This is a genomic window from Chryseobacterium sp. RU37D (genome assembly GCF_900156075.1).
In the GTDB taxonomy this organism is placed as follows: Bacteria; Bacteroidota; Bacteroidia; order Flavobacteriales; family Weeksellaceae; genus Chryseobacterium.
The window spans coordinates 182,697-203,741 of sequence record NZ_FTMM01000001.1 but is presented as its reverse complement, the minus strand read 5'-3'; the positions used below and the strand labels follow the sequence as shown (position 1 = coordinate 203,741).

21 protein-coding genes and 1 tRNA gene are annotated in these 21,045 nt (G+C 35.5%); 5 read left to right on the top strand and 17 right to left on the bottom strand.

Annotated features, from left to right (window positions below; translation table 11 throughout):
• Nucleotides 1-605: 605 nt before the first annotated feature.
• The 4 genes from rpmI to BW926_RS00935 all read left to right on the top strand — a co-directional run bounded on the left by rpmI (nt 606) and on the right by BW926_RS00935 (nt 3,550).
• Nucleotides 606-803, top strand: a complete 198-nt coding sequence (gene rpmI, locus BW926_RS00950; protein ID WP_076443519.1) for a 50S ribosomal protein L35 — start codon at nt 606-608, stop codon at nt 801-803.
• 122 nt (nt 804-925) lie between these two features.
• Nucleotides 926-1,270 carry a 50S ribosomal protein L20 gene (rplT, locus tag BW926_RS00945; RefSeq protein ID WP_076443518.1) on the top strand — a complete coding sequence of 115 codons (345 nt, stop codon included), beginning with the start codon at nt 926-928 and terminating at the stop codon, nt 1,268-1,270.
• A 108-nt stretch (nt 1,271-1,378) separates the two neighbouring features.
• Nucleotides 1,379-2,551 (top strand): M28 family peptidase, encoded by a 1,173-nt coding sequence (locus tag BW926_RS00940; RefSeq protein ID WP_076443517.1) that lies wholly within the window; start codon nt 1,379-1,381, stop codon nt 2,549-2,551.
• Between the two features lie 90 nt (nt 2,552-2,641).
• Nucleotides 2,642-3,550, top strand: a complete 909-nt coding sequence (locus BW926_RS00935) for a M28 family metallopeptidase (RefSeq protein WP_076443516.1) — start codon at nt 2,642-2,644, stop codon at nt 3,548-3,550.
• A 104-nt stretch (nt 3,551-3,654) separates the two neighbouring features.
• On the opposite strand, the gene BW926_RS00930 is transcribed toward BW926_RS00935, so the two are convergent.
• The 16 genes from BW926_RS00930 to BW926_RS00855 form a co-directional block, all read right to left on the bottom strand.
• The gene (locus BW926_RS00930; protein ID WP_076443515.1) at nt 3,655-4,755 is read right to left on the bottom strand and encodes a glycosyltransferase family 4 protein; all 1,101 of its coding nucleotides are present in this window, start codon (nt 4,753-4,755) and stop codon (nt 3,655-3,657) included.
• Nucleotides 4,752-5,528, bottom strand: a complete 777-nt coding sequence (locus tag BW926_RS00925) for a polysaccharide deacetylase family protein (protein ID WP_076443514.1) — start codon at nt 5,526-5,528, stop codon at nt 4,752-4,754. The genes BW926_RS00930 and BW926_RS00925 overlap by 4 nt, the downstream gene beginning before the upstream one ends.
• The gene (locus BW926_RS00920; protein ID WP_076443513.1) at nt 5,528-6,460 is read right to left on the bottom strand and encodes a glycosyltransferase family 2 protein; all 933 of its coding nucleotides are present in this window, start codon (nt 6,458-6,460) and stop codon (nt 5,528-5,530) included. The genes BW926_RS00925 and BW926_RS00920 overlap by 1 nt, the downstream gene beginning before the upstream one ends.
• Nucleotides 6,461-6,464: 4 nt before the next feature.
• The gene (locus BW926_RS00915; RefSeq protein WP_076443512.1) at nt 6,465-7,634 is read right to left on the bottom strand and encodes a glycosyltransferase family 87 protein; all 1,170 of its coding nucleotides are present in this window, start codon (nt 7,632-7,634) and stop codon (nt 6,465-6,467) included.
• Between the two features lie 31 nt (nt 7,635-7,665).
• Complete coding sequence (locus tag BW926_RS00910) at nt 7,666-8,478, bottom strand: 2,3,4,5-tetrahydropyridine-2,6-dicarboxylate N-succinyltransferase (protein ID WP_076443511.1); 813 nt, start codon at nt 8,476-8,478, stop codon at nt 7,666-7,668.
• A gap of 67 nt (nt 8,479-8,545) precedes the next feature.
• The gene (locus BW926_RS00905; protein ID WP_076443510.1) at nt 8,546-9,112 is read right to left on the bottom strand and encodes a C40 family peptidase; all 567 of its coding nucleotides are present in this window, start codon (nt 9,110-9,112) and stop codon (nt 8,546-8,548) included.
• A gap of 101 nt (nt 9,113-9,213) precedes the next feature.
• A complete protein-coding gene (locus BW926_RS00900) occupies nt 9,214-9,591 on the bottom strand; it encodes a hypothetical protein (protein WP_076443509.1) in 378 nt (125 codons plus the stop codon).
• A gap of 30 nt (nt 9,592-9,621) precedes the next feature.
• Nucleotides 9,622-9,695, bottom strand: a tRNA-Ala gene (locus tag BW926_RS00895).
• A 334-nt stretch (nt 9,696-10,029) separates the two neighbouring features.
• Nucleotides 10,030-11,445: a TolC family protein gene (locus tag BW926_RS00890; RefSeq protein ID WP_076443508.1), complete on the bottom strand. Its 1,416-nt coding sequence runs from the start codon at nt 11,443-11,445 to the stop codon at nt 10,030-10,032.
• A gap of 88 nt (nt 11,446-11,533) precedes the next feature.
• Nucleotides 11,534-14,680: an efflux RND transporter permease subunit gene (locus tag BW926_RS00885; protein ID WP_076443507.1), complete on the bottom strand. Its 3,147-nt coding sequence runs from the start codon at nt 14,678-14,680 to the stop codon at nt 11,534-11,536.
• Nucleotide 14,681: 1 nt separating this feature from the next.
• Complete coding sequence (locus BW926_RS00880; protein ID WP_076443506.1) at nt 14,682-15,869, bottom strand: efflux RND transporter periplasmic adaptor subunit; 1,188 nt, start codon at nt 15,867-15,869, stop codon at nt 14,682-14,684.
• Between the two features lies 1 nt (nt 15,870).
• Nucleotides 15,871-16,326, bottom strand: a complete 456-nt coding sequence (locus BW926_RS00875) for a transcriptional regulator (RefSeq protein WP_076443505.1) — start codon at nt 16,324-16,326, stop codon at nt 15,871-15,873.
• A 117-nt stretch (nt 16,327-16,443) separates the two neighbouring features.
• Nucleotides 16,444-16,956, bottom strand: a complete 513-nt coding sequence (locus BW926_RS00870) for a GNAT family N-acetyltransferase (protein WP_076443504.1) — start codon at nt 16,954-16,956, stop codon at nt 16,444-16,446.
• Between the two features lie 90 nt (nt 16,957-17,046).
• A complete protein-coding gene (locus BW926_RS00865) occupies nt 17,047-17,277 on the bottom strand; it encodes a DUF2007 domain-containing protein (protein ID WP_076443503.1) in 231 nt (76 codons plus the stop codon).
• Between the two features lie 62 nt (nt 17,278-17,339).
• A complete protein-coding gene (lat, locus tag BW926_RS00860; protein ID WP_076443502.1) occupies nt 17,340-18,665 on the bottom strand; it encodes an L-lysine 6-transaminase in 1,326 nt (441 codons plus the stop codon).
• A gap of 115 nt (nt 18,666-18,780) precedes the next feature.
• Complete coding sequence (locus BW926_RS00855) at nt 18,781-20,331, bottom strand: L-piperidine-6-carboxylate dehydrogenase (protein ID WP_076443501.1); 1,551 nt, start codon at nt 20,329-20,331, stop codon at nt 18,781-18,783.
• A gap of 134 nt (nt 20,332-20,465) precedes the next feature.
• Here BW926_RS00855 and BW926_RS00850 point away from each other — a divergent pair, with 134 nt between their 5' ends.
• Nucleotides 20,466-20,663 carry a hypothetical protein gene (locus BW926_RS00850; protein WP_076443500.1) on the top strand — a complete coding sequence of 66 codons (198 nt, stop codon included), beginning with the start codon at nt 20,466-20,468 and terminating at the stop codon, nt 20,661-20,663.
• A gap of 165 nt (nt 20,664-20,828) precedes the next feature.
• Here BW926_RS00850 and BW926_RS00845 read toward each other — a convergent pair whose 3' ends face one another.
• Nucleotides 20,829-21,017: a type II toxin-antitoxin system antitoxin gene (locus BW926_RS00845; RefSeq protein ID WP_076443499.1), complete on the bottom strand. Its 189-nt coding sequence runs from the start codon at nt 21,015-21,017 to the stop codon at nt 20,829-20,831.
• Nucleotides 21,018-21,045 lie beyond the last annotated feature (28 nt).

Here is a 21,045-nt window from a genome sequence, read left to right as displayed (position 1 = left end):
TGTACGAAAACAGATTTAAAATAGAGCAGGCAAATGCTTGGTTAGACGGCTTTAAGGCTTTGCTGATAAGATTTGAAACGTTGGATATTACTTGGAAGAATCTGCATTTTTTAGCATTTTCTTTAAGATTAATCAAAAAATTAAAAGTTTAAACAACTTCTATATAAATAAAGCAGCAATCAAAGTATTTTGGTTGCTGTTTTTATTAAAGATTTGCAAGTTGTGTGGTTTCGAGTCCCTCAGCCACCATCTGAGTTATTAAATTTCCTGGACTTTACTGTGTGATAAAAGTGATTTATCAGAAATAGAATTTATATTGAAAGACCAGGGTTTCTCTAGTGGCTGAGGGACTCGAAACCACCTATCCTACCATCCTAGCCTGATTGCAACGGCATCCTTTTTGGTTGCGGGCGGAGTATAAACTGGAGGTTTACGAACGTAGTTCAGGAGTCCGCAACCAAAAAGATACAGTGAAAAGCAGGAAACGGCTTCAAATAAAAATTCATTATCTCGAAATTTTTCCTTAATTTTGCAGATTATTATTCCTGAATGTTTCAGGAGTAGCCAATACAGATATTGATAACAAAACAATAAAAAGCAAAACAATGCCAAAATTAAAAACGAAATCAGGTGCTAAGAAACGTTTTGCTCTTACTGGTTCTGGTAAGATCAAAAGAAAAAATGCTTTCAAAAGCCACATCTTAACTAAAAAAGAAACGAAGCAGAAGAGAAATCTTACTACGACTTCTTACGTTGCTGCTGTGGACGAGAAAAGCGTATTGCGTCAATTAGCAATTAAGTAGTTTTTATAAATCTATATTCGGTTTATAAGAATTCAAAACAAATTCAAAATTTTAACCCTGAAATGGAGCAGCTAAGAGTAATGAAAGAATTTACCGCCCTTTTCAAAAAAACAATTTAAATTATGCCAAGATCAGTAAATGCCGTAGCTTCCAGAGCTCGCAGAAAGAAAATTTTTAAGCAAGCTAAAGGTTATTTCGGAAGAAGAAAGAACGTTTGGACTGTTGCTAAAAACGCGGTAGAAAAAGCAATGCAATATGCTTACCGTGGTAGAAAAGAGAAGAAAAGAAACTTCAGAGCACTTTGGATCACTCGTATCAATGCGGGTACCAGAGAGCACGGAATGTCTTACTCTCAGTTTATGGGAGCTCTTAAAAAGAACAACATCGAACTAAACAGAAAAGTTTTAGCAGATTTAGCAATGAATTACCCTGAGGCTTTCAAAGCTGTTGTAGATCAAGTAAAATAATAATGTAGAATTTTTGTTATCAATATAAATCCTGAGTTTTTTGCTCAGGATTTTTTTATTATATACATTTGTCTATTATTTATTGATTTTATAAAATTTTCTTTAAAAGTGAAAAAATTAACTACTCTTTTATTTATTTCTTTAACGACTTATAGCTTTCAGGCGCAAAGTTTTATTCAGGCTTATAAAAACAGGGCGGATCAGGTTTCTCAGACCAATATCACCACCATGCTTCAGGAATTTGAAAGTATGGGAGTGAAAACTACCGGTTCTGCTGCCAATACTACTGCTCTGAATTGGCTTAAGACAAAATATCAGTCGTACGGATATACTGCAGGCCAGATTTCGGAAGATCCTTTTACTTTTGGAGGAAATATAAGCTCCAAAAATTTAATTATAACAAAACAGGGAACTACTTATCCCAACACCTATGTTATTATCTGCGGCCATTATGATACTGTAACAGGGCCGGGCGTAAGCGACAACGGAAGCGGAACATCCATCATTCTGGAAGCTGCAAGAATTTTGAAGGATATTCCAACACAATATTCTATCAAGTTTATCCATTTTTCAGGGGAAGAACAAGGCCTCGAGGGAAGCGGCCATTATGCGGATAATATCGTTTTTCAGAACAATGTACGCCAGTTGGATATAAGGCTTGTTTTCAATCTGGATCAGGTAGGCGGAAAAATAGGAAATAATAATAATGCAATCAAATGTGAGAGTGATCAGTCAGGGCTTACTTCAAATGATGCGCAGTCGCTGGCTTTCACACAACAACTGGCAAATTGTACAACCCTTTACTCACCGCTCGGGACTGTGATGTCAAATGCTTATTCATCAGATTATATTCCTTTCGAGCAAAATGGTGATATTATAACCGGATTTTACGAAAATATCAGAAGCCATAACGAACATACGATAAATGATACTTTTGCCAATGTAGACCCTACTTATGTATTTAATGTAGGAAAAGCAGCAGTAGGAGCATTGCAACACTTTGCAGTGGCAACTACTGTTTTGGGAACTCATGATGCCGTGGCCAATTCCTTGGAATCAGTGAAAATATATCCGAATCCGGCAAAAGATATTTTGAACGTAGAACTTCCTAATGATATTAAAAATTTCAATCTGGAAATTACAGATTTGAGCGGTAGGTTGATTTTAAATAAAGAAAACGGAAAAAAAATCAATGTTTCCGGAATTACTAACGGAACTTATTTATGCACGATAAAAGCGAATAACAAAAAGGCGATAAGAAAAATAATTATTGAAAAATAATGATAAAAATAAAATAATAAAATCCTAAGTATTTACTTAGGATTTTTTATATCTACATTTGAAGAATTCAAATAAACTATAACCACCAAAATGAAAAAAATCACTACCATCCTACTCTTTTCCTTATCTGTTTTAAGTGCTAATGCCCAGACCTTTATTAAGGCCTATCAGGATAGGGTAAACAAACTAAGAAAAGAAGATATTGAATCAAATTTAAAAGAATTTGAAAAGCTCGGAATTAAAACAACAGGCTCTGAAGAAAATGATAATGCCCTGAACTGGATAAAAGATAAATATTTATCTTTCGGATATTCTGAAGATCAGATGGAAGAAGATCCTTTTTCTATCGGAAAATTTAAATCAAAAAATCTTATCATTACGAAAAAGGGAACCGTTTTTCCCAATAAATATATTATTATCTGCGGACACTTCGACAGCATTAACGGGCCAGGTGTAAACGATAATGGTAGCGGAACATCCATCATTTTGGAAACAGCAAGGATTTTAAAAGATGTACCCGCGGAATATTCGATTAAATTTATCCATTTTTCTGGAGAAGAACAAGGTCTTGTTGGAAGCAGGCATTATGTAAAAAATATTGTTTATAAGGACGATATAAAACAACTGGACATAAAATTGGTCTTCAACCTTGACCAAGTCGGAGGGATTAAAGGTGAAAATAACGATACCGTTTTCTGTGACGAAGATCGGGGCGGAATTTCCGCAAATAACGAGGCTTCGAGGGCAGTTACCCAGGAACTGATCAAGTGTACAACACTTTATTCACCGCTTAAAACGGATATTGACCCAGCCGAAGATACAGACTACATTTCTTTCGAAGAGAAAGGTGAAGTAATTACAGGTTTTTTTGAATATCTTAGAAGCGATCTTTCTCATACAAAAGATGATACCTTCGCAAATACAGACGTAATGTACGTTTTTAACGTTGGTAAAGCAGCCATTGGAGCGCTGCAGCATTTTGCGGTTGCCAATAGATAAAATATGAAAAAAAACCTGTTATACAGGGCTTTTTTCTTTTCAATTAAAATTCATTTGGTAAGAAATTTTGTGAATAAACAGGGTGTTGGAAAATTACCTATAATTTATGAAATAACTTTTCTGTAAAGATTCATCAGTTCATTAGCAATGGGTTCGTCATTAAATTTTTGAACAAATTCTAAACCTTTATCAGCACGACGTTTTCTTTCCGATTCATTATTCCATAAAAATTTTATTTTTGACTGAATATCCAAATAGTTTTCTGGATCGATGTATACAGAATCTGGCCCTCCAGCTTCAGGAAGGCAGCTTGTATTGCTCGTGATAACTACTGTTTTTGAGAAAAGTGCTTCTATTACAGGGATTCCAAAACCTTCAAAGAAGCTTGGATAAATAAAAATATCGGCTAATTTATAAATGACAGCCAGTTCATCCATAGAAACTCCTTCCATAAAATGAACCTGCTTTTCCATGCTATTCTTATGAATGAAATTCTTCACTTTTTTGAAATACTTTGTTTTTTTTCCGATCACTACTAAAGGGATTTTTGTATCTTTTAAAGCTTTAATTACATTCAAAATATTTTTACGGTCTTCGATAGTTCCTACATTTAAAATGTATTTTTCAGGAAGACTGAATTTCTGCTTTGTTTTTTGAATAAAATCTTCCGGCTGATTTTCTTTAAAAGCATGATGACAGCCCTGATAAATAACCTCTATTCTGCTTTCAGGAACTTTTAAAAACTGTACTATATCTCGCTTTGTCTGTTCAGAAATGGCAATAATTTTATCTGCTGAATTTGCAGCTTTTTTGAATTTCCAGAAATGAATTTTACGATCAAAAAAAGAGTAATATTGCGGATAGCGCACAAAAATCAGATCATGAATAGTAACAATTTTTTTGATTGGCTTTTGACCCCATTTTAAAGGTAATTCACCAGACAAACCATGAAAAATATCGGCATCTTGCTTCTGCGCATCTTTTCCCATTCTGAATTGGCGGGACATGTTTCCTTTAGATGTTTGTACAAAACTTACATTTTTTTTTTTCAGAATATCCTCTCCTCTTTCCGATTTATTTTTATTTAATAAAATATATTCGTTTTCGGGAAAATATTTCGCCAGAATTCGCACAAGATCTCTGGAATAATTGCCCAAACCAGAAGTATTGTGGAAAAATCGTTTAGCGTCATATGCTATTTTCATGATTCAATTCGTTTTTGAAATTCCTGAAATGTCCCGAATGTATAATTTTTACTTTTCAACCAGGAAATAAATTCATCGAAACGCTCAACCATTTCTTTCCCTGAATTTTTTACGGTAAAACCGGGTAATTTAAAAGCTTCATCCTTAATTTTTGCAAATTCCCAAGGGTGAAAATAAATATTCAGATAATTATCTTTTTTGAGCGTATCAGAAGCCAGCTTTTTATAAAAAAATAGTGGAAAATTATGAAAGCTCAGCCAAAACAGAGGAATTCTGAAGTTAGGAGAAACCGACGCAGGAATCTGAATAACACTTTCCTCCCAAAAATAGGTTCTCGAAACTTTCAAATTGTTGTATCTTCCCGGAAGAAATGTAGGATTGATGGATGAATTATAAGAGTAACCCGCATTTTCAACTGCATTTTTACTTACAGGCATCATTCTAGGCATTCTTAAGCCCGTAATTTTTGTAGAAAATAATTCTTCTAATTTATCTTTGGATTCTTTCAGATGCTCTTCTTTAAAATCTGAATGAAACCAAGTGTGAGAAGCCAGTTCATGGCCTTCGCTTAAAAGTCTTTCAATTAAATTTTTGCTGTTTTCTGCAAAAACCACGGTTGAAAAAAATGTAGCTTTTACATTATGTTTTTTAAGAATATCTAAAATTCTTATCAATCCGGTCTGCGAAATTAAAATCTGCCTGTCAAAAGGAATTTCACCTTTATATTCTAATGGCATATCAAATTCTTCAATATCAAAACTTAATAAAACCATTATTTAAAATTTTTATTTTTTATGATATAATTAGGTCTTTCTTTCACTTGTTTAAATATTTTTCCTAAATATATCCCCATTATTCCTAAAATGATTAATTGTAATCCGCCAAAGAAAACAATTGTCATAATCAAAGATGCCCAACCGGAAATTTCTGTTTCCACAACGAATGAATAGATCACATATCCGACATATCCCACCACGGAAAGTGCAGAAAACAGGAAACCCAGATAAGCTGCAATATAAAGTGGCTTCACACTGAAAGCTGTGATCCCTGTAAAGGCAAATGTGATCATTTTTTTAAGATTGTAGCTGCTCTGCCCTGATAGTCTTTCATTGGCTGTAAATTCAATTCCGGTTTGTTTAAAGCCCATCCAGCTTGTCAAGCCTCTCAGAAACAGATCATCTTCGTTGAATTTTCTCATCACTTCAACTGCATTGGCATCCATTAATCTAAAATCAGATCCTCCACCTTTCGTTAAATCAACATCAGATAAATTTGATAAAAGTCTGTAGAAAAAATCTGAAGTTTTCCTTTTGAATAAAGAAATTTCCTTAGGATAAGTTCTTACCGTAAAGACAATATCATAGCCTTCTTCCCATTTTTTGATCATTTCGGGGATCAGTTCCGGCGGATGCTGAAGATCGCCGTCCATTGAAATGACAGCATTTCCGTGAGCATTGTCCATTCCGGCTTTTACGGCAGGCTGATGCCCGAAATTTCTTGAAAACTCAATGAATTTTACTTCTTCATATTGTTGGCAAAGTTCTTCTAATTTTTGCTGCGTATTGTCTCTGCTTCCATCATTTACGAATATAATTTCAAAATCATAATTGTTTAATCCATCAAAAACTTCTTTGATCTTCTGATGAATCATGGTAACGTTTCCTTCTTCGTTATAGGCGGGAATTACAATTGAAATTTTTTTCATATTATTAATTCAGGCTGTAATCTTTTTCGAAATTTTTAGTTAAAAGTTCATATGTTATTCTCAACCATATTACAATGCAAGGTACGGCTTTTAAAGAATATTTTTTGATATAATTCTCTTTAATGAATTTTGGAAATAAATCTGATGTGGAAAAACAGGTGAAAATTATTACGAAAACCAACAGTCCGATAATGAACGGTGTTCTTTCTTTTTGAAGGAAAAACCAAATCATAACACCTACAACAGCAATGATATACGTTGGGGATTCTGAGCTTGAGCTGAACAATACCAAAAACAGTAAAGTAGAAGCCAGAATCATCAGTTGGAATGCATAATATTGATATTGCTTAATTCTGATATAAGGTAAGACAAAAAGCGGTAATCCAAATGCTAAAAATACCAGATTAGAAATGGAAGCATCCCCTAAAATCCTTCTGAAAAAACCCATTAAAGAAATATCCTGCATATTTCCCAACACCTGGTTTTCATTGTTTTTTTCAACAATAGAATTGAACCAGTCAAAATAACACTGGATCACAAATTTCGGACTGGAATATGCCATCGGAAGCACAAAAAATAATACAGCAATTATTATTCCCGAAAGAATAAATTTTGTTTTATTTTTAATAAAGAAGAATTGTGTAAGTCCTACAATTCCGTAGATTTTTACAAAAACTCCTACTAAAATTGCGGTAACAGATTTTACTTCTTTTCTTTCATAAATGTAAACGGCAGATAGCAGCAAAAGCCCTGTAAGCGCTACATTGAATTGCAGGCTTAGAGCTGCCGTAATATACTCCTGAAGGCAAAGTAATCCAAAAATTGATTTTTTTGAATCTGAAAACGGAAGCTTGTAAATTCCGTAAACGAAAATAAAAGTATTGGCTAAATTCCAAAGAGAAATTCCCAGCCAGTCGGGCATTATAGCAAAAGGGGCAATCAGTGCGCTAAAAAACACACCGTAATGATTGAGATCAAAAAAAAGATCGGGATAATGAATAAATAAATTTTTCTGATTAATGGTATTAAAAAATACACTCTTGAAAATCAGATAATTATTAATTGCATAATCTCCTCTTAAATATTTGGAAATCGCTGTAACAACCGATATAATAAGATAAACCCCAAATATATATTTAGGGTTTAAAAGTATTTTAAGAAATTTATCTTTCAAGATTGTGAGGTTTTAGTTTAAAATTTTAATCTTAAACAGCAACATTATTATCTCTCAATGCATCATTTAAAGAGGTCTTTTTATCGGTAGATTCTTTTCTTTTACCAATAATAAGAGCACACGGAACCTGATATTCCCCGGCAGGGTATTGTTTTGTATAGCTTCCCGGGATCACTACCGAACGGGCAGGAACTCTACCTTTAATTTCAATAGGTTCAGAGCCTGTAACATCAATGATTTTTGTGGATGCCGTAAGCACGACATTTGCTCCTAAAACAGCTTCTTTTTCTACGTGAATGCCTTCTACCACGATACATCTTGATCCGATAAAGCAATCATCTTCAATAATCACAGGAGCTGCCTGAAGGGGTTCCAAAACACCACCGATTCCTACACCGCCACTCAGATGGACATTTTTACCGATCTGTGCGCAGCTTCCCACTGTAGCCCAGGTATCCACCATCGTTCCTGAATCTACATAAGCTCCGATGTTTACATAAGACGGCATCATAATCACTCCGGAAGCCACAAAAGCACCTTCCCTCGCGATGGCATGCGGTACAACTCTCACTCCTTTTTCGGCATAATTTCTCTTTAAAGGAATTTTATCATGAAATTCAAATGGTCCTACTTCAATAGTTTCCATTTTCTGAATTGGAAAATACATTACTACAGCTTTTTTCACCCATTCATTCACCTGCCAACCATTTTCCATAGGTTCCGCCACACGAAGCTCCCCGGCATCCAATAAAGAAACAACTTCTCTTATCGCCTTTTGGCTGTCTTCGTTCTGCAAAAGATCTCTATTATCCCAAATGTTTTCAATTGTTTGTTGTAACGACATGTTTCTAGTTTAAATTTATTCGCGAAGATACAAAAGTTTTAGGCTTAAGTTAAGATTAATTTTTAGTTTACAAAACCCTTTGTGCGTGCAGGTAAGCTTTATTCCAGTATTTTTCGTTTAATGAAGAAATGATTACTCCTTTTGTGGTGGATGCGTGGATAAATTTCACTTCGCCGTCACTTCCGATATCATGGACGATCCCTACATGAGAAACCCTTGTTCCTCCGGCTGTTGCGAAGAATAAAAGATCTCCGGGTTTTACGTCTTTTATATCAATTTTTTGCCCGGCTTCGGCCTGATCTGCAGATCTTCTTGGTAATTTAAAATCATTTTCCTCAAAAACTTTTGAAGTAAAGCCGGAGCAGTCGAATCCGGCAGAAGAATTGCCAGCAAATTTATAGGGTGTTCCGAGATACTTTTCTGCATCTTTTAGGATATCGTCGATTGATTTTGAAACTTTTCCGTCAAATTTTGAATCCAGTTTCCGGAGATTTTCATTTTTTGCAACAGTGTTAGTTGTATTTTTTTTAGCTGTTACATTTTTTGAGCTTCCGCATGATACTGCAAAGGAAGAAACGATAAGTAAGCCTATTAACTGCTTTGTTCTGAAATTACCCTGAAATAAAACTGTCATACTCATCCGCTTTGAATCAATTATACTACAAATATAAAATTTAAATGCTAAAAACAAAAGAGCCATCCCATCGGACGGCTCTTTTATATTGTAAGTTTTTATTATTTAGAAGTTTTTTCACCTTTCCAGGTTCCTGATCTATCTGGTGTCGGTACAGAATTTACCCAGTTTCCGGAAGCTTTTTTATCTTCTCTGTTCAAATTTCCTCTGAATTCTCCATCTGCAGGTGACCCGATGGTGGCTGTAATTTCTCCGGAATCAGTAAGAAACCCTGAAATGTAGTAATTCTCACTGGTCTGATCAGAATGCATTGTTCCGGTCACTTTTCCGTCGGTTGCCACTACGATGTTCCAGTCGCCTTTTTCGGTTCCTTCATAAGTTCCAGCCCAGGTTCCGATGAAATCATAAATAGTATCATCATCTTTGCTGCAACCGATGAATAAAAAAGCAGTTAATAAAAGTAAAAAAAGTTTCTTCATAATTAATACTAATTTTATCCAAATAATATGTGGAGAATACGGGGATCGAACCCGTCACCTTTAGACTGCCAGTCTAACGCTCTAGCCAGATGAGCTAATTCCCCAAAGCCGTACAAAAGTAAGTATTTAAACTACATGTACAAACATTTTGTTAAATTTTCTTTAATAAGTTTGATAATTAATTACAAACTTCTTTGAATTTTTAGTTTTAATGTAAATAACAACAATGTAAAATTAATATACCAATCTTATTTTAAAACAATAAAAATCAGACTATTAAATTAAAATTAAGACCAGCATTATATTAAAATTAATTTATTAATTCTTAACCCTAAAAATTATTTCTGACTAAATTTCTTAATATAAAAATAAACAAAACATATCAAAAAACGCATGCTAAAAAAATAACATGCGCCTTTATAAATTTTATAGTCGAAATTATTTCCAGCCTCCGCCGAGAGCCTGATAAAGCTCTACTGCAGCTTTCATTTTACTATATTGAGCGTTGGCAATATTCAATTCTGCATTTAAAGAATTTACGCTGGCATTTAGAACTTCAAGGTAGTTTGCCATACCATAATTCACTAATTCCTGTGAATAATCTACGGACTTTTTGTATGAATTTAATTCTTTTTGCTTAAGGTCAATATAAGAATCCTGAACAGAAAATACCCTTATCGCATCAGAAACCTCTTTTCCTGCTGTAAGAACTGTTTTCCTGAAATTCAGATAAGCAGTTTCCTGATTGGCAAGGCTTACTTCATAATTTGTTTTGATAGATCTTCTGTTTAAGATAGGCTGAGCCAAACCTCCCACTACATTGGCAAATAAAGAATTAACACTGAATAAGTGGTCAATATCAAGTGATTGAATACCTCCACTTCCGGTAATTCTTAAAGTAGGATAAAACTGTGCTTTTGCAGAGTTTGTCAGTTCAAAAGCGTTCATTAAATTATATTCTGCACGCATTACATCAGGTCTGTTGGCCAAAAGCTGTGCCGGGTAGCCTAATTTTAGATTAATAGGAACATTCTGTGCATCCAGAGTTGATCTTTCAATTGTATGAGAAGGCTCTCCCATCAGCAGGCTCATTGTGTTTTCCAATAGCTGAATCTGAGTATCAATATTGATCAATAAAGATTTTGCATTAAAAACTAAAGCTTCACTTTGTTGAACAGCCACCTCGGTTAATGTTCCTGCAACTTTTAAAGCTTTTGTGGTTTCTAAATTTTCCTCACGAACTTTAATGGTTTCCGTAATAATTTTCTTCTGCTCGTCGAAGGTAAGCAATTGATAATAGGCCGAAGCAATAGAAGCTACCAGGTCACTTTTTACTGCTTTATGAGCTGCAACAGTTCCTAAATAAGTAGCAAGCTGAGCTTTTTCCTGTGCTTTTAACTTACCCCAAATATCAGCTTCCCAGCCAATATTTGCGGTAATGTCAAGCTGATTGATATATCTTCTTTGTCCGAAAAGCTGTCCGGTTTGTGTATTCAGAGACTGAGTCTGGAAAGTGTAGCCGGGGCCTACAGTCACGGTAGGCTCGTAAGCGGCTTTACTTTGCTTTAAATAAGCTTCTGCCGAAGTGATGCTCTGTAAAGCAATTCTAATATCCAGATTGTTTTCAAGGGCTTTTGAGATATGCCCCTGAAGTATCGAATCTGTAAAAATTTCTTTCCATGAAACGTTCGCTATATTCGTACTGTCGGCAGGAAGCATATCTGTACGGTACAGCTTTTCGTCCACAACATTATTCGGTCTCTGGTATTCTTTCCTTGCCATGCAGGATGATACTGTGGCAAGAATTGTGACTGAGAATGTTATTCCTTTTATGGTGTTTAAAATACTCTTCATTATTTAAAATTAGAAGTTAGAAACTAGAGGTTAGAAGTTAGATTTAAAACTAAATTCTAATATCTATCCTCTAACTTCTCTAATTAATTTATTCTGCTAAATTGATTTCTTTCTTTTTAATAGGCTTAATTTTTTCCTGTAAAAATTCAAAAATGACATATAAAACAGGGATTACAAATAATCCTAAAATGGTACCTATTAATAATCCTATTGCCGCACCAGTTGCGATAGACCTGTTACCTACAGCCCCGATTCCGCTGGCTAAAACCAATGGTAATAAACCGAAGATAAAGGCAAATGAGGTCATCAGAATCGGTCTTAACCTCGCTTTTGCGGCGTTGATAGCAGACATTACGATGGTTTCTCCGTGATGCCTTCTCTGAACAGCAAATTCAACAATCAAGATGGCGTTTTTAGCTAATAATCCTACTAACATAATCAGGGCAATCTGGAAATAAATGTTGTTTTCCAAGCCCATGATTTTCTGTCCGAAATAAGCTCCCATAACCCCGAGAGGAAGAGAAATTACTACAATTAGTGGAAGAATATAGCTCTCATATTGAGCAGAAAGGATGAAATAGACGAAAATTAAACTTAAGGCAAATATTAAAATCGTCTGAGATCCTGAATTCAATTCTTCTCTTGATAATCCTGTAAACTCTACATCATAGTTTTGACTTAACGTTTCGCTTGCCACCTGCTGAACTGCTGCAATAGCATCCCCTGAACTGAATCCTGCAGAATTAGATCCTGTAATTTTTACTGAGGTAAACAGGTTGTAGCGGCTCACAGATTGAGGTCCATATGCTTTGTTCAATGTAACAAATTGTGAAATTGGTGACATTACACCTGAACCTGTTCTTACATACAAATCATTAAGATTATCAATATTTTGTCTGTTTTCCGGAAGCGCCTGAACCATTACCCTGAACTGCTTTCCGTATTTCGTAAAGTCGGCGGTGTAGATTCCTCCGATATATCCTTGCATTGTTGCCAGGATATCACTTACAGAAACTCCTAATTGTTTTGCTAACGGAACATTAATCTGCATTTCATACTGAGGATATTTTGTATTGAATGATGTTTGCGCAAATTCAATTTCAGGTCTTTCCATCAGTTTTCCGATAAACTCATTGGTTTTGGCATCTAGTTCTGCATATTCACTTCCGGCTTTATCTAAAAGAACCATTTCAAAACCTGCACTGTTACCAAAACCAGGAACACTTGGTGGCTGGAAGAATACTACTTTAGCATCAGGAACTTTCCCTGAAATCCCGAATAGTTTTTTTGTAATATCCTCAGACGTTTGTCCATCTTTTTTTCTTTCATCAAATGGTTTTAACTTAATGAAAGCCAAACCGTTATTACTACCGTTTCCGGATAAGAAACCTCTCCCTGTAGAAATTGTTACGTTTTGTACTCCAGGAACTTTTAAAGCGTTTGCCTGAAGGGTTTTCAGAGCATTATACGTTCTTTCCATAGATGCGCCCGGAGGAAGCTGAACGTCTGTAAAGATAATTCCCCTGTCTTCCGTCGGTACAAAACCTTTTTTCATGGAAGTACTTGCCCAGTAAAGGATTCCGCCAGTGATGGCGAAGATTATCAAAGTGATCCATTTATGTCTTAATAAAAATACAAAACCTCTTCCATAACGTTCGGTTGTTGTTTTGAAAGCAATATTAAACTTATAAAAAAACTTCTGAAGGATATTCAAATTTTTATATTCTGAATGATGAGCATCGTGAGGTTTTAAGAATAAAGAACATAAAACCGGACTCAATGTTAATGCGTTAATTGCAGAAATAATGATTGCCACAATCAATGTAATCCCGAACTGTTGATAGAAAACCCCGGTAGGACCTGTGATAAATGTTACCGGAATAAATACCGACGCCATTACCAAAGTAATTGAAATAATAGCTCCTGTAATTTCATCCATTGCTTCTACCGTTGCTTTTTTAGCATCAGCAATACCATGCTCCATCTTGGCATGAACGGCCTCAACGACGACAATCGCATCATCCACGACAATACCTATCGCTAATACCAAAGCGAAGAGTGTTAATAAGTTTAATGAATATCCAAATAAATTCAGGAAGAAGAAAGCACCTATAATAGAAACCGGAACCGCAATGGCCGGAATCAAAGTAGACCTGAAGTCCTGAAGGAAAATATATACTACGATAAATACCAGAATAAATGCTTCGATCAGGGTATGAACAACCTTTTCAATCGATGCTTCAAGGAATTCGTTAGTATCAAAGTTGAAGGTATATTTAATTCCCTGCGGAAAACTGCCTTCTGCAGATTTTAGATAAGTTTTAATATTTTTAATAATTTCCTGAGCGTTTGAACCCGGTGTCTGGAAAATACCCATACTGATCGCCGGATTATTTCCGTTTTCTCCGATTCCTGTATATGACTGACCTGCCAGCTCTACTTTGGCAACGTCTTTTAGCATCAGGTTTTGACCGTCTCTTAGGGATTTAATTATAATATTATCATACTGGGCTTTATCGTTAAACTTACCAACATATTTAATGATATAATCAAAAGAACTACCGCTGTTTTGTCCGATAGAACCGGCTGCTGCTTCTCTACTCTGTTCGTTGATGGCATTGGTAACATCAGTTGGAGTTACTCCGTAAGCGGCCATTTTTGCAGGATCAAGCCAGATTCTCATGGAATAATTTTTACCCCCGAAAACGTTGGCATCTCCTACTCCATTAATTCTTTTTAAATTTGGAATAACGTTAATATTCAGGAAGTTCTGAAGATATACATCATCTAAATCTTTATTTTCGGAATAGAAAGACATATACATCAAGGCACTTGTCTGCTGTTTTTGTGTTACCACCCCGGAACGTGTAACTTCTGCAGGCAGCAAAGGTGTTGCTCTGGCCACACGGTTTTGTACGTTTACCGCTGCAATATCAGGATCGATTCCCTGTTTAAAGAATACCTGAATCTGTGCAGAACCATCATTTCCGGCAGATGAAGTGATGTAATCCATTCCTTCCACCCCGTTAATTTGCTCTTCCAAAGGAACCACCACACTCTTCATCACAGTTTCCGCGTTGGCTCCGGTATAGTTTGTGGAAACGCTTACTGTAGGAGGTGCAATGTCGGGATATTGTGTAACCGGCAGCGAGATCAATCCCAATACCCCGAGAATCACAATCAAGATTGAGATTACCGTGGATAAAACCGGTCTGTTTATAAAGTTTTTAATCATTTTAGAATTTCGGTTTTATAGATTGAACAAGACTATCCATTTTGATAGGTTTTGGCTTCACGGCAGTTCCTGGCTTTAAACCTCCGATTCCTGCTGCAATGATTTTTTCGCCCTTATTTATTCCCGAGTTTACCAAAGCTAAATTGTCGATTCTGTCGATCACATTAATGACAACGTTTCTTGCCGTGTCTGCTTTATCAACTTTATAGACGTAAACAATTCCTTGTTGCTCATAAGTAGCACTTTCAGGTACGACCAGTACATTATCATAAGTTTTTGGAAGTCTGATGGTACCGCTGTTTCCGTTGCTCAATAATTTTTGAGGATTTGAGAAGCCAACTCTGAACTGGATGGTACCTGTTGTGGCATCAATCTGCCCTGTAATGGCTTCAATTTTACCTTTTTCTCCGTAAATACTTCCATTTGCCAATTGCAATTCTACCATCGGAAGATTTTTAATTTTTTCAGGTAAAGAAGCACCTGGAGATTTTTCAAGGAAGTTGAAATATTCTTTTTCGTTCATTGAAAAATAGGCGTAGATCTGGGAAGTATCAGAAATTGTTGTTAATGGAGTCTGGTCAGTTGGGCCAACCAAACTTCCCACTTTTAATGGAAGTTTTCCGATAACGCCTGAAATTGGTGCGCGAATGATAGAAAATTCAATATTAGCTTCTATCCCTTTGTAATTAGCCACCGCCTGGCTTTTAGCCGCCTGAGCCTGCTTCAGCTGAGCCTGAGCCTGTGCTAAGTTAGCCTGCGCCGTCTGTAATTGCACATTGCTGATAATGTTTTTCTGAACCAATGGTTTCAGTTTATTAACTTCCACATTGGCAGCATTTACCGCCGCCTGAGCTGCCGCAATATTCGATTCTGCCGCACCAATTCCCGCTTTGGAGGCTGCAGCATTTTCATTTAATATATTGGTTTCCAAACGGAAAAGAGGTTGCCCTTTTGTAACATACTGTCCCTCATCCACCAAAACCTGAGTGATATATCCCTGTATTTTAGCACGAACATCGTTATTTATTCTCCCCTGAATGGTAGCAGGAAAAGTCTGATAGCCTACTATATTTTTCATCTCCACATTTACCACAGGATATGGTTTTGGACCATCTTGTTTGGGAGTTTCTTTTTTGCAGGCCACCAAAGAAAGCGCTGCAATAGAAAGTATAACTAGCTTATTATTCATTTTATAGTTTATTAAGAGATTCCTGAATATTTTTAATGTTTTTGTTTAAAAGAAGTTTATATGCTTCCATTCGTTCATTGTGTCCATCATCACGATTTTTTTTAAATTGATCTAAATCATCCAGTAGTTTTAATTCGTCTTTCATCTTTTGAACTATTTTTTCAAATCTTATCTTTTTATATTCTTCATTGATGAAAAAAAATCTTTTCCGCTCATCCATTTTATTGTGATCAACGATAAGTTCTGCGTTAAGTAAAAGCAAGATGCTGGTAGATACGGAACTTTTACTTGCAGAAAGTACATCCACAAACTCGTCAAAAGTAATCCCTACTTTTTTATAATCAAAAAGCAGGTAAGCATATATTTTTGAAGCCAATGGGGGTAAGTTGAAAATGATGCCATAAAACTTTACGGCATCCTGGAAAATTTTTTCATCAATTTCTATACTCTTATGCATGGTATATAAATTTGAAGCAAAAGTATAACTTAGTTCTGAACTAAACGAACAAACTCGATAGAGTTTATGAATTCCTATCGTTTTAAAAATTCAATGAAAGTTGATTTAACTTTTTGGTTAAATTATAATCTTCTCAAAAGCCTTTCGCATTCCGCCGGCCAGAAAAACTTCTCCACAATAAGAATAGCCTTTGCTTTCAAGGATTTTCAACATGGCGATATTATCATAATTGGTATCAATCTTAATGCTTAGAATTCCGTGTGATTTTGTGAATTCTTCAATATAGTCAAATAATTTCTTCACCATTCCCTGCCCTGCAAATTTTTCGTCAACAGCTACTCTATGAACAACAACAAATTCTCCGTTGCTCAGCCATTCACCTTCGATGGTGCTATATGCCGGCTCGTCATTCAGAATCAAAGCTGTATAAACCGCAATTTTTTCATCTACTGTCATTACATATCCGAAACCTTTTGCAATATCACTTTCTACGGTTTCCGGGTTTGGATAGCCCTGCTGCCATTGTGTGCTTCCGTCGAGCTTTCTTCTTTCAATGGCTTGTTGTAAAATATTCCAGATAATTTCTCTGTCTTCGATTGCAGCTTTTCTTAGTTTAAATTCTGAATCCATATTCTGAAAAATATTAATTAAAAAAACCGAAAATTAATATTAATTAATTTTCGGTTAGAAGTAGTAAAATTTAAAATTATGAAATTGTTTTTATTGATTTTCATATTGTTGAAGATAAGCATCAATTATTTCAAAGGCTCTCTTCTCGTCTTTCAAATCTACCATTACTTTTAACGATGTTGCAGTTGGCGTTGTTGTAAATGTAATGTAATTGTTTTCAACACTGTTGGTGATTTGTGCGTCTTCCAATTTTGATTTGATTAATTGTATTTCTGAAGGTTTATCACTTTCAAAAACTGATACTCTTGTACTTCTTTCCATACTCTATCCCGTTTGAGTATTTAAATATATAAAGTTTTTTTGAAAATTACAAATTTTTGAATTTAAATTTTATTAATGTTATTTTCAATTTTGTCTAAAGCAAGTTGTATTTCTTCTTTTGTAACGTTCAAATGAGGTCTGAACCGAAGCGATTTGTCACCGCATGCCAGAATGATCATTCCATCATTCCAAAGCTCGTCTTTCAGCTGGTTTCTTTGTTCGTGAGTCGACATATCGATGGCACACATCAAGCCTCTTCCTCTTGCGTTCGATAATTTTTCAGGATATTTTTCTGTTAATTTTTTTAAGCCTTCCAGTAAGTAATCACCGACAACTCTGGCATTTTCTACAAGGTTTTCTTTTTCAATCACTTCCATTACCAGTTGGAAACGAAGCATGTCTATAAAGTTACCCCCAAAAGTAGAATTGATTCTTGAGCTTTCTCTGAACACGTTATCCGGGACTTCATCGAATTTTTCTTTATTGGCTAAAACCCCACAAACTTGCGTTTTTTTACCAAAAGAAATAATGTCCGGTTTTGCAGTGAAATGTTGGAACGCCCACATTTTACCTGTAATTCCGATACCAGTTTGAACTTCATCAAAGATCAATAAGATTTCGTTTTCATCACAAATTTTCCTTAAGCCGGATAAAAACTCATCTCTGAAATGGTTATCACCACCTTCGGCCTGAATAGGTTCGATGATAATACAAGCTACTTTATCAGGATGCATCAGAATAGCCTCTTCAATATGAAGTAAAGCTAATTTCTCATTTTTAATAGTCTCTTCCAAATTTTTTTCTGTGATTGGAAAAGTTAATTTAGGATTTAAAATTCTTGGCCAATTAAACATTGGAAAATATTGATACTTTCTAGGATCAGCAGTGTTTGTTAAGCTTAAAGTATAGCCGCTTCTTCCGTGAAATGCCTGTCTAAAATGGATAGAAATCCCTGCTTCAATATTAAGGCCTTTTTCAAAATTTTTGCGAGTTTTCCAGTCGAAACACGCCTTCAGTGCATTTTCTACGCCCAGAGTTCCACCTTCAATAAAGAAAGCGTATTGTAGCTCTTCAGGAATTACAACTCTTTCAAAAACTTCAAGAAAATGTGCATATTCTTCAGAATAAACATCGGCTAAAGTGGGCTTATTAACGGCCATTTTTCCCAGCCATGCTGATTTTTCAACCAGATATGGGTGATTGTACCCGATAGATGCCGAAGCGAACATGGAGAACATATCCAAATATTCTCTGTTTGTCAATTTATCATAAAGCCATGAGCCGTGGGATTTTTCGATATCCATCACGAAATCAAAACCGTCTGCCAAAACGTGCCTGCCTACTGTTTCTTTAACTTTATTTGTTTGTATGTCGATTGTTTGTTCCATATTAATAATAATCTTAGAGGATTAATAATTAAAATTTAAAAGATTAAAAAATTATTTACTATTAAAAAGCTACTAATTTCTGAATCTCTCAATTTCAGAATTTCTGGATCTTTGATCAAAGATCAAACTTAATTCCTTGTGCTAAAGGAAGATTGGTTGTGTAATTTATAGTATTCGTTTGACGTCTCATATAGTATTTCCAAACGTCTGATCCGGATTCTCTGCCGCCTCCGGTTTCTTTTTCACCACCGAAAGCTCCGCCGATCTCCGCTCCTGAAGTTCCGATATTAACGTTGGCAATTCCGCAGTCTGAACCTGCATGAGAAAGGAATAACTCTGCCTCTCTTAGGTTCTGGGTCATGATAGCTGAAGATAAGCCTTGAGGAACATCATTTTGAATAGCAATTGCTTCTTCTAAAGTTTTGTATTTGATAAGATATAAGATGGGAGCAAAAGTTTCATGCTGAACGATTTCATAAGAATTTTTCACTTCTGCGATACAAGGTTTTACGTAGCATCCGGATTCGTAGCCTTTTCCTTTTAAAACTTCACCTTCAACGATGAATTTTGCACCTTCTTTTTTCCCTTTTTTAATGGCTTCCTGATACATATTTACGGCATCCGTATCGATAAGCGGCCCTACATGGTTTGTCTCATCCAGAGGATTACCGATTTTCAATTGTCCGTAAGCCTTTACCAGTCTGTTTTTTACTTCATTATAAACGCTCTCGTGGATGATCAATCTTCTCGTTGAAGTGCATCTCTGGCCTGCTGTTCCAACTGCCCCGAAAACCGCTCCGATGATAGACATATCGATGTCCGCATCTTTAGAAATGATGATGGCATTGTTTCCTCCCAATTCAAGGATAGATTTCCCGAATCTCTGGGCAACATTGGTAGAAACCAATCTTCCGACTCTTGTAGAACCTGTGAAAGAAACCAGCGCAATTCTTTTGTCATCTACTAATTTCTGCCCGATTTCGTGATCCGCAACCAATACACTTGAAATTCCCTCAGAAAGATTATTTTCCTTTAAAACTTCATTCATAATATTTTGACAAGCAATCGCACAAAGTGGCGTTTTTTCTGAAGGTTTCCAGACTGTAACGTTTCCGCAGATCCAGGCCAAAGCCGTATTCCAGGCCCAAACTGCTACAGGAAAGTTGAAAGCTGTAATGATTCCCACGATTCCCAGCGGATGATATTGCTCATACATTCTGTGGCCGGGTCTTTCTGAGTGCATGGTGTAGCCGTGAAGCTGTCTTGAAACCCCAACAGCAAAGTCACAGATATCGATCATTTCCTGCACTTCACCAAGACCTTCCTGTAGAGACTTTCCCATTTCGTAAGAGACAAGCTTTCCCAAATCATCTTTATAGTGTCTTAATTTTTGGCCTAATTGCCTTACAATTTCTCCCCTTTTAGGAGCCGGAATCAGCCTGAACTCTTTGAAAGCATTTTCAGCAATTTCAATTACCTTGTTGTAATCGGATTCGCCGGAAGTCTTTACTTTAGCAATCAAATTACCGTCAACCGGTGAATAGCTTTCTATGCTTTTTCCGGATGCAAAGTATTTTCCGCCTACTGAAGTCCCCTTATTTTCATCTTTAATTCCTAGATTTTTGAGAATCTTTTCAATCCCAAAATCCTTTACTTTTTTAGACATAAAAATTTTACTTTTCGTTTTCCCTAAAGTTAAAAATATTAAACGAACTGCAAAATTTTAATTTTAACATATTTTTTTATTTGGACTAATTATAAACATGATTATCTTTGTAAAGAATCATTCGAAATTCAGAAATGAAAAATAATAAGACGATCAACGAGCCCGGAGATGAAAAGAAAACCTCCAAATGGAAAAGTCTGGTGAAGAAGTTCGGAATCGGTGGGATTATATTTTTTACAGTAAAGGGAATTATTACCTCTATCCTTATCTATTTTTTGGGAAAGAATTTCTGGACGGTTATTACTAATTATTTTTCTACGATATTTGATTAATTTAATTGATAATATGGAACATAAAAGCAGAGATATTTTCTCTGCTTTTTTTGATGTTGATTCGCTGTTTTTTTCTCTCGTTGATTTAACAGATTACGCAGATGTTTACGTTTTAAATTGGATAAAAAAATCTGTGCAATGTGCGAGAAAAACTTAATCCCAATTTTATTCTTTTTTCTTCCTTCCTGAATTAATCAGATTTTGATGAAGCAAATACTCAATCTGCCCGTTTACGCTTCGGAATTCATCATTGGCCCATTTTTCCAGAAGCTTGTAAGTAGACTCATCAATCCTTATGACGAAGGATTTTTTACCTTTGCTTTCGGGAGTGTTTTGAGTTTTATCTGATTTCATTTTTCTAATTGTTTAACGCAAAGAGCGC

What these genes read in the sequence shown, in the direction of transcription:
- BW926_RS00855 (WP_076443501.1), bottom strand. Translation starts at nt 20,331, where the DNA reads ATGTCTAAAAAAGTAAAGGATTTTGGGATTGAAAAGATTCTCAAAAAT.
- BW926_RS00910 (WP_076443511.1), bottom strand. Translation starts at nt 8,478, where the DNA reads ATGTCGTTACAACAAACAATTGAAAACATTTGGGATAATAGAGATCTT.
- BW926_RS00865 (WP_076443503.1), bottom strand. Translation starts at nt 17,277, where the DNA reads ATGGAAAGAAGTACAAGAGTATCAGTTTTTGAAAGTGATAAACCTTCA.
- BW926_RS00925 (WP_076443514.1), bottom strand. Translation starts at nt 5,528, where the DNA reads ATGGTTTTATTAAGTTTTGATATTGAAGAATTTGATATGCCATTAGAA.
- BW926_RS00870 (WP_076443504.1), bottom strand. Translation starts at nt 16,956, where the DNA reads ATGGATTCAGAATTTAAACTAAGAAAAGCTGCAATCGAAGACAGAGAA.
- BW926_RS00850 (WP_076443500.1), top strand. Translation starts at nt 20,466, where the DNA reads ATGAAAAATAATAAGACGATCAACGAGCCCGGAGATGAAAAGAAAACC.
- BW926_RS00905 (WP_076443510.1), bottom strand. Translation starts at nt 9,112, where the DNA reads ATGACAGTTTTATTTCAGGGTAATTTCAGAACAAAGCAGTTAATAGGC.
- BW926_RS00900 (WP_076443509.1), bottom strand. Translation starts at nt 9,591, where the DNA reads ATGAAGAAACTTTTTTTACTTTTATTAACTGCTTTTTTATTCATCGGT.
- BW926_RS00920 (WP_076443513.1), bottom strand. Translation starts at nt 6,460, where the DNA reads ATGAAAAAAATTTCAATTGTAATTCCCGCCTATAACGAAGAAGGAAAC.
- BW926_RS00890 (WP_076443508.1), bottom strand. Translation starts at nt 11,445, where the DNA reads ATGAAGAGTATTTTAAACACCATAAAAGGAATAACATTCTCAGTCACA.
- BW926_RS00935 (WP_076443516.1), top strand. Translation starts at nt 2,642, where the DNA reads ATGAAAAAAATCACTACCATCCTACTCTTTTCCTTATCTGTTTTAAGT.
- BW926_RS00875 (WP_076443505.1), bottom strand. Translation starts at nt 16,326, where the DNA reads ATGCATAAGAGTATAGAAATTGATGAAAAAATTTTCCAGGATGCCGTA.
- rplT (WP_076443518.1), top strand. Translation starts at nt 926, where the DNA reads ATGCCAAGATCAGTAAATGCCGTAGCTTCCAGAGCTCGCAGAAAGAAA.
- BW926_RS00885 (WP_076443507.1), bottom strand. Translation starts at nt 14,680, where the DNA reads ATGATTAAAAACTTTATAAACAGACCGGTTTTATCCACGGTAATCTCA.
- lat (WP_076443502.1), bottom strand. Translation starts at nt 18,665, where the DNA reads ATGGAACAAACAATCGACATACAAACAAATAAAGTTAAAGAAACAGTA.
- rpmI (WP_076443519.1), top strand. Translation starts at nt 606, where the DNA reads ATGCCAAAATTAAAAACGAAATCAGGTGCTAAGAAACGTTTTGCTCTT.
- BW926_RS00930 (WP_076443515.1), bottom strand. Translation starts at nt 4,755, where the DNA reads ATGAAAATAGCATATGACGCTAAACGATTTTTCCACAATACTTCTGGT.
- BW926_RS00845 (WP_076443499.1), bottom strand. Translation starts at nt 21,017, where the DNA reads ATGAAATCAGATAAAACTCAAAACACTCCCGAAAGCAAAGGTAAAAAA.
- BW926_RS00880 (WP_076443506.1), bottom strand. Translation starts at nt 15,869, where the DNA reads ATGAATAATAAGCTAGTTATACTTTCTATTGCAGCGCTTTCTTTGGTG.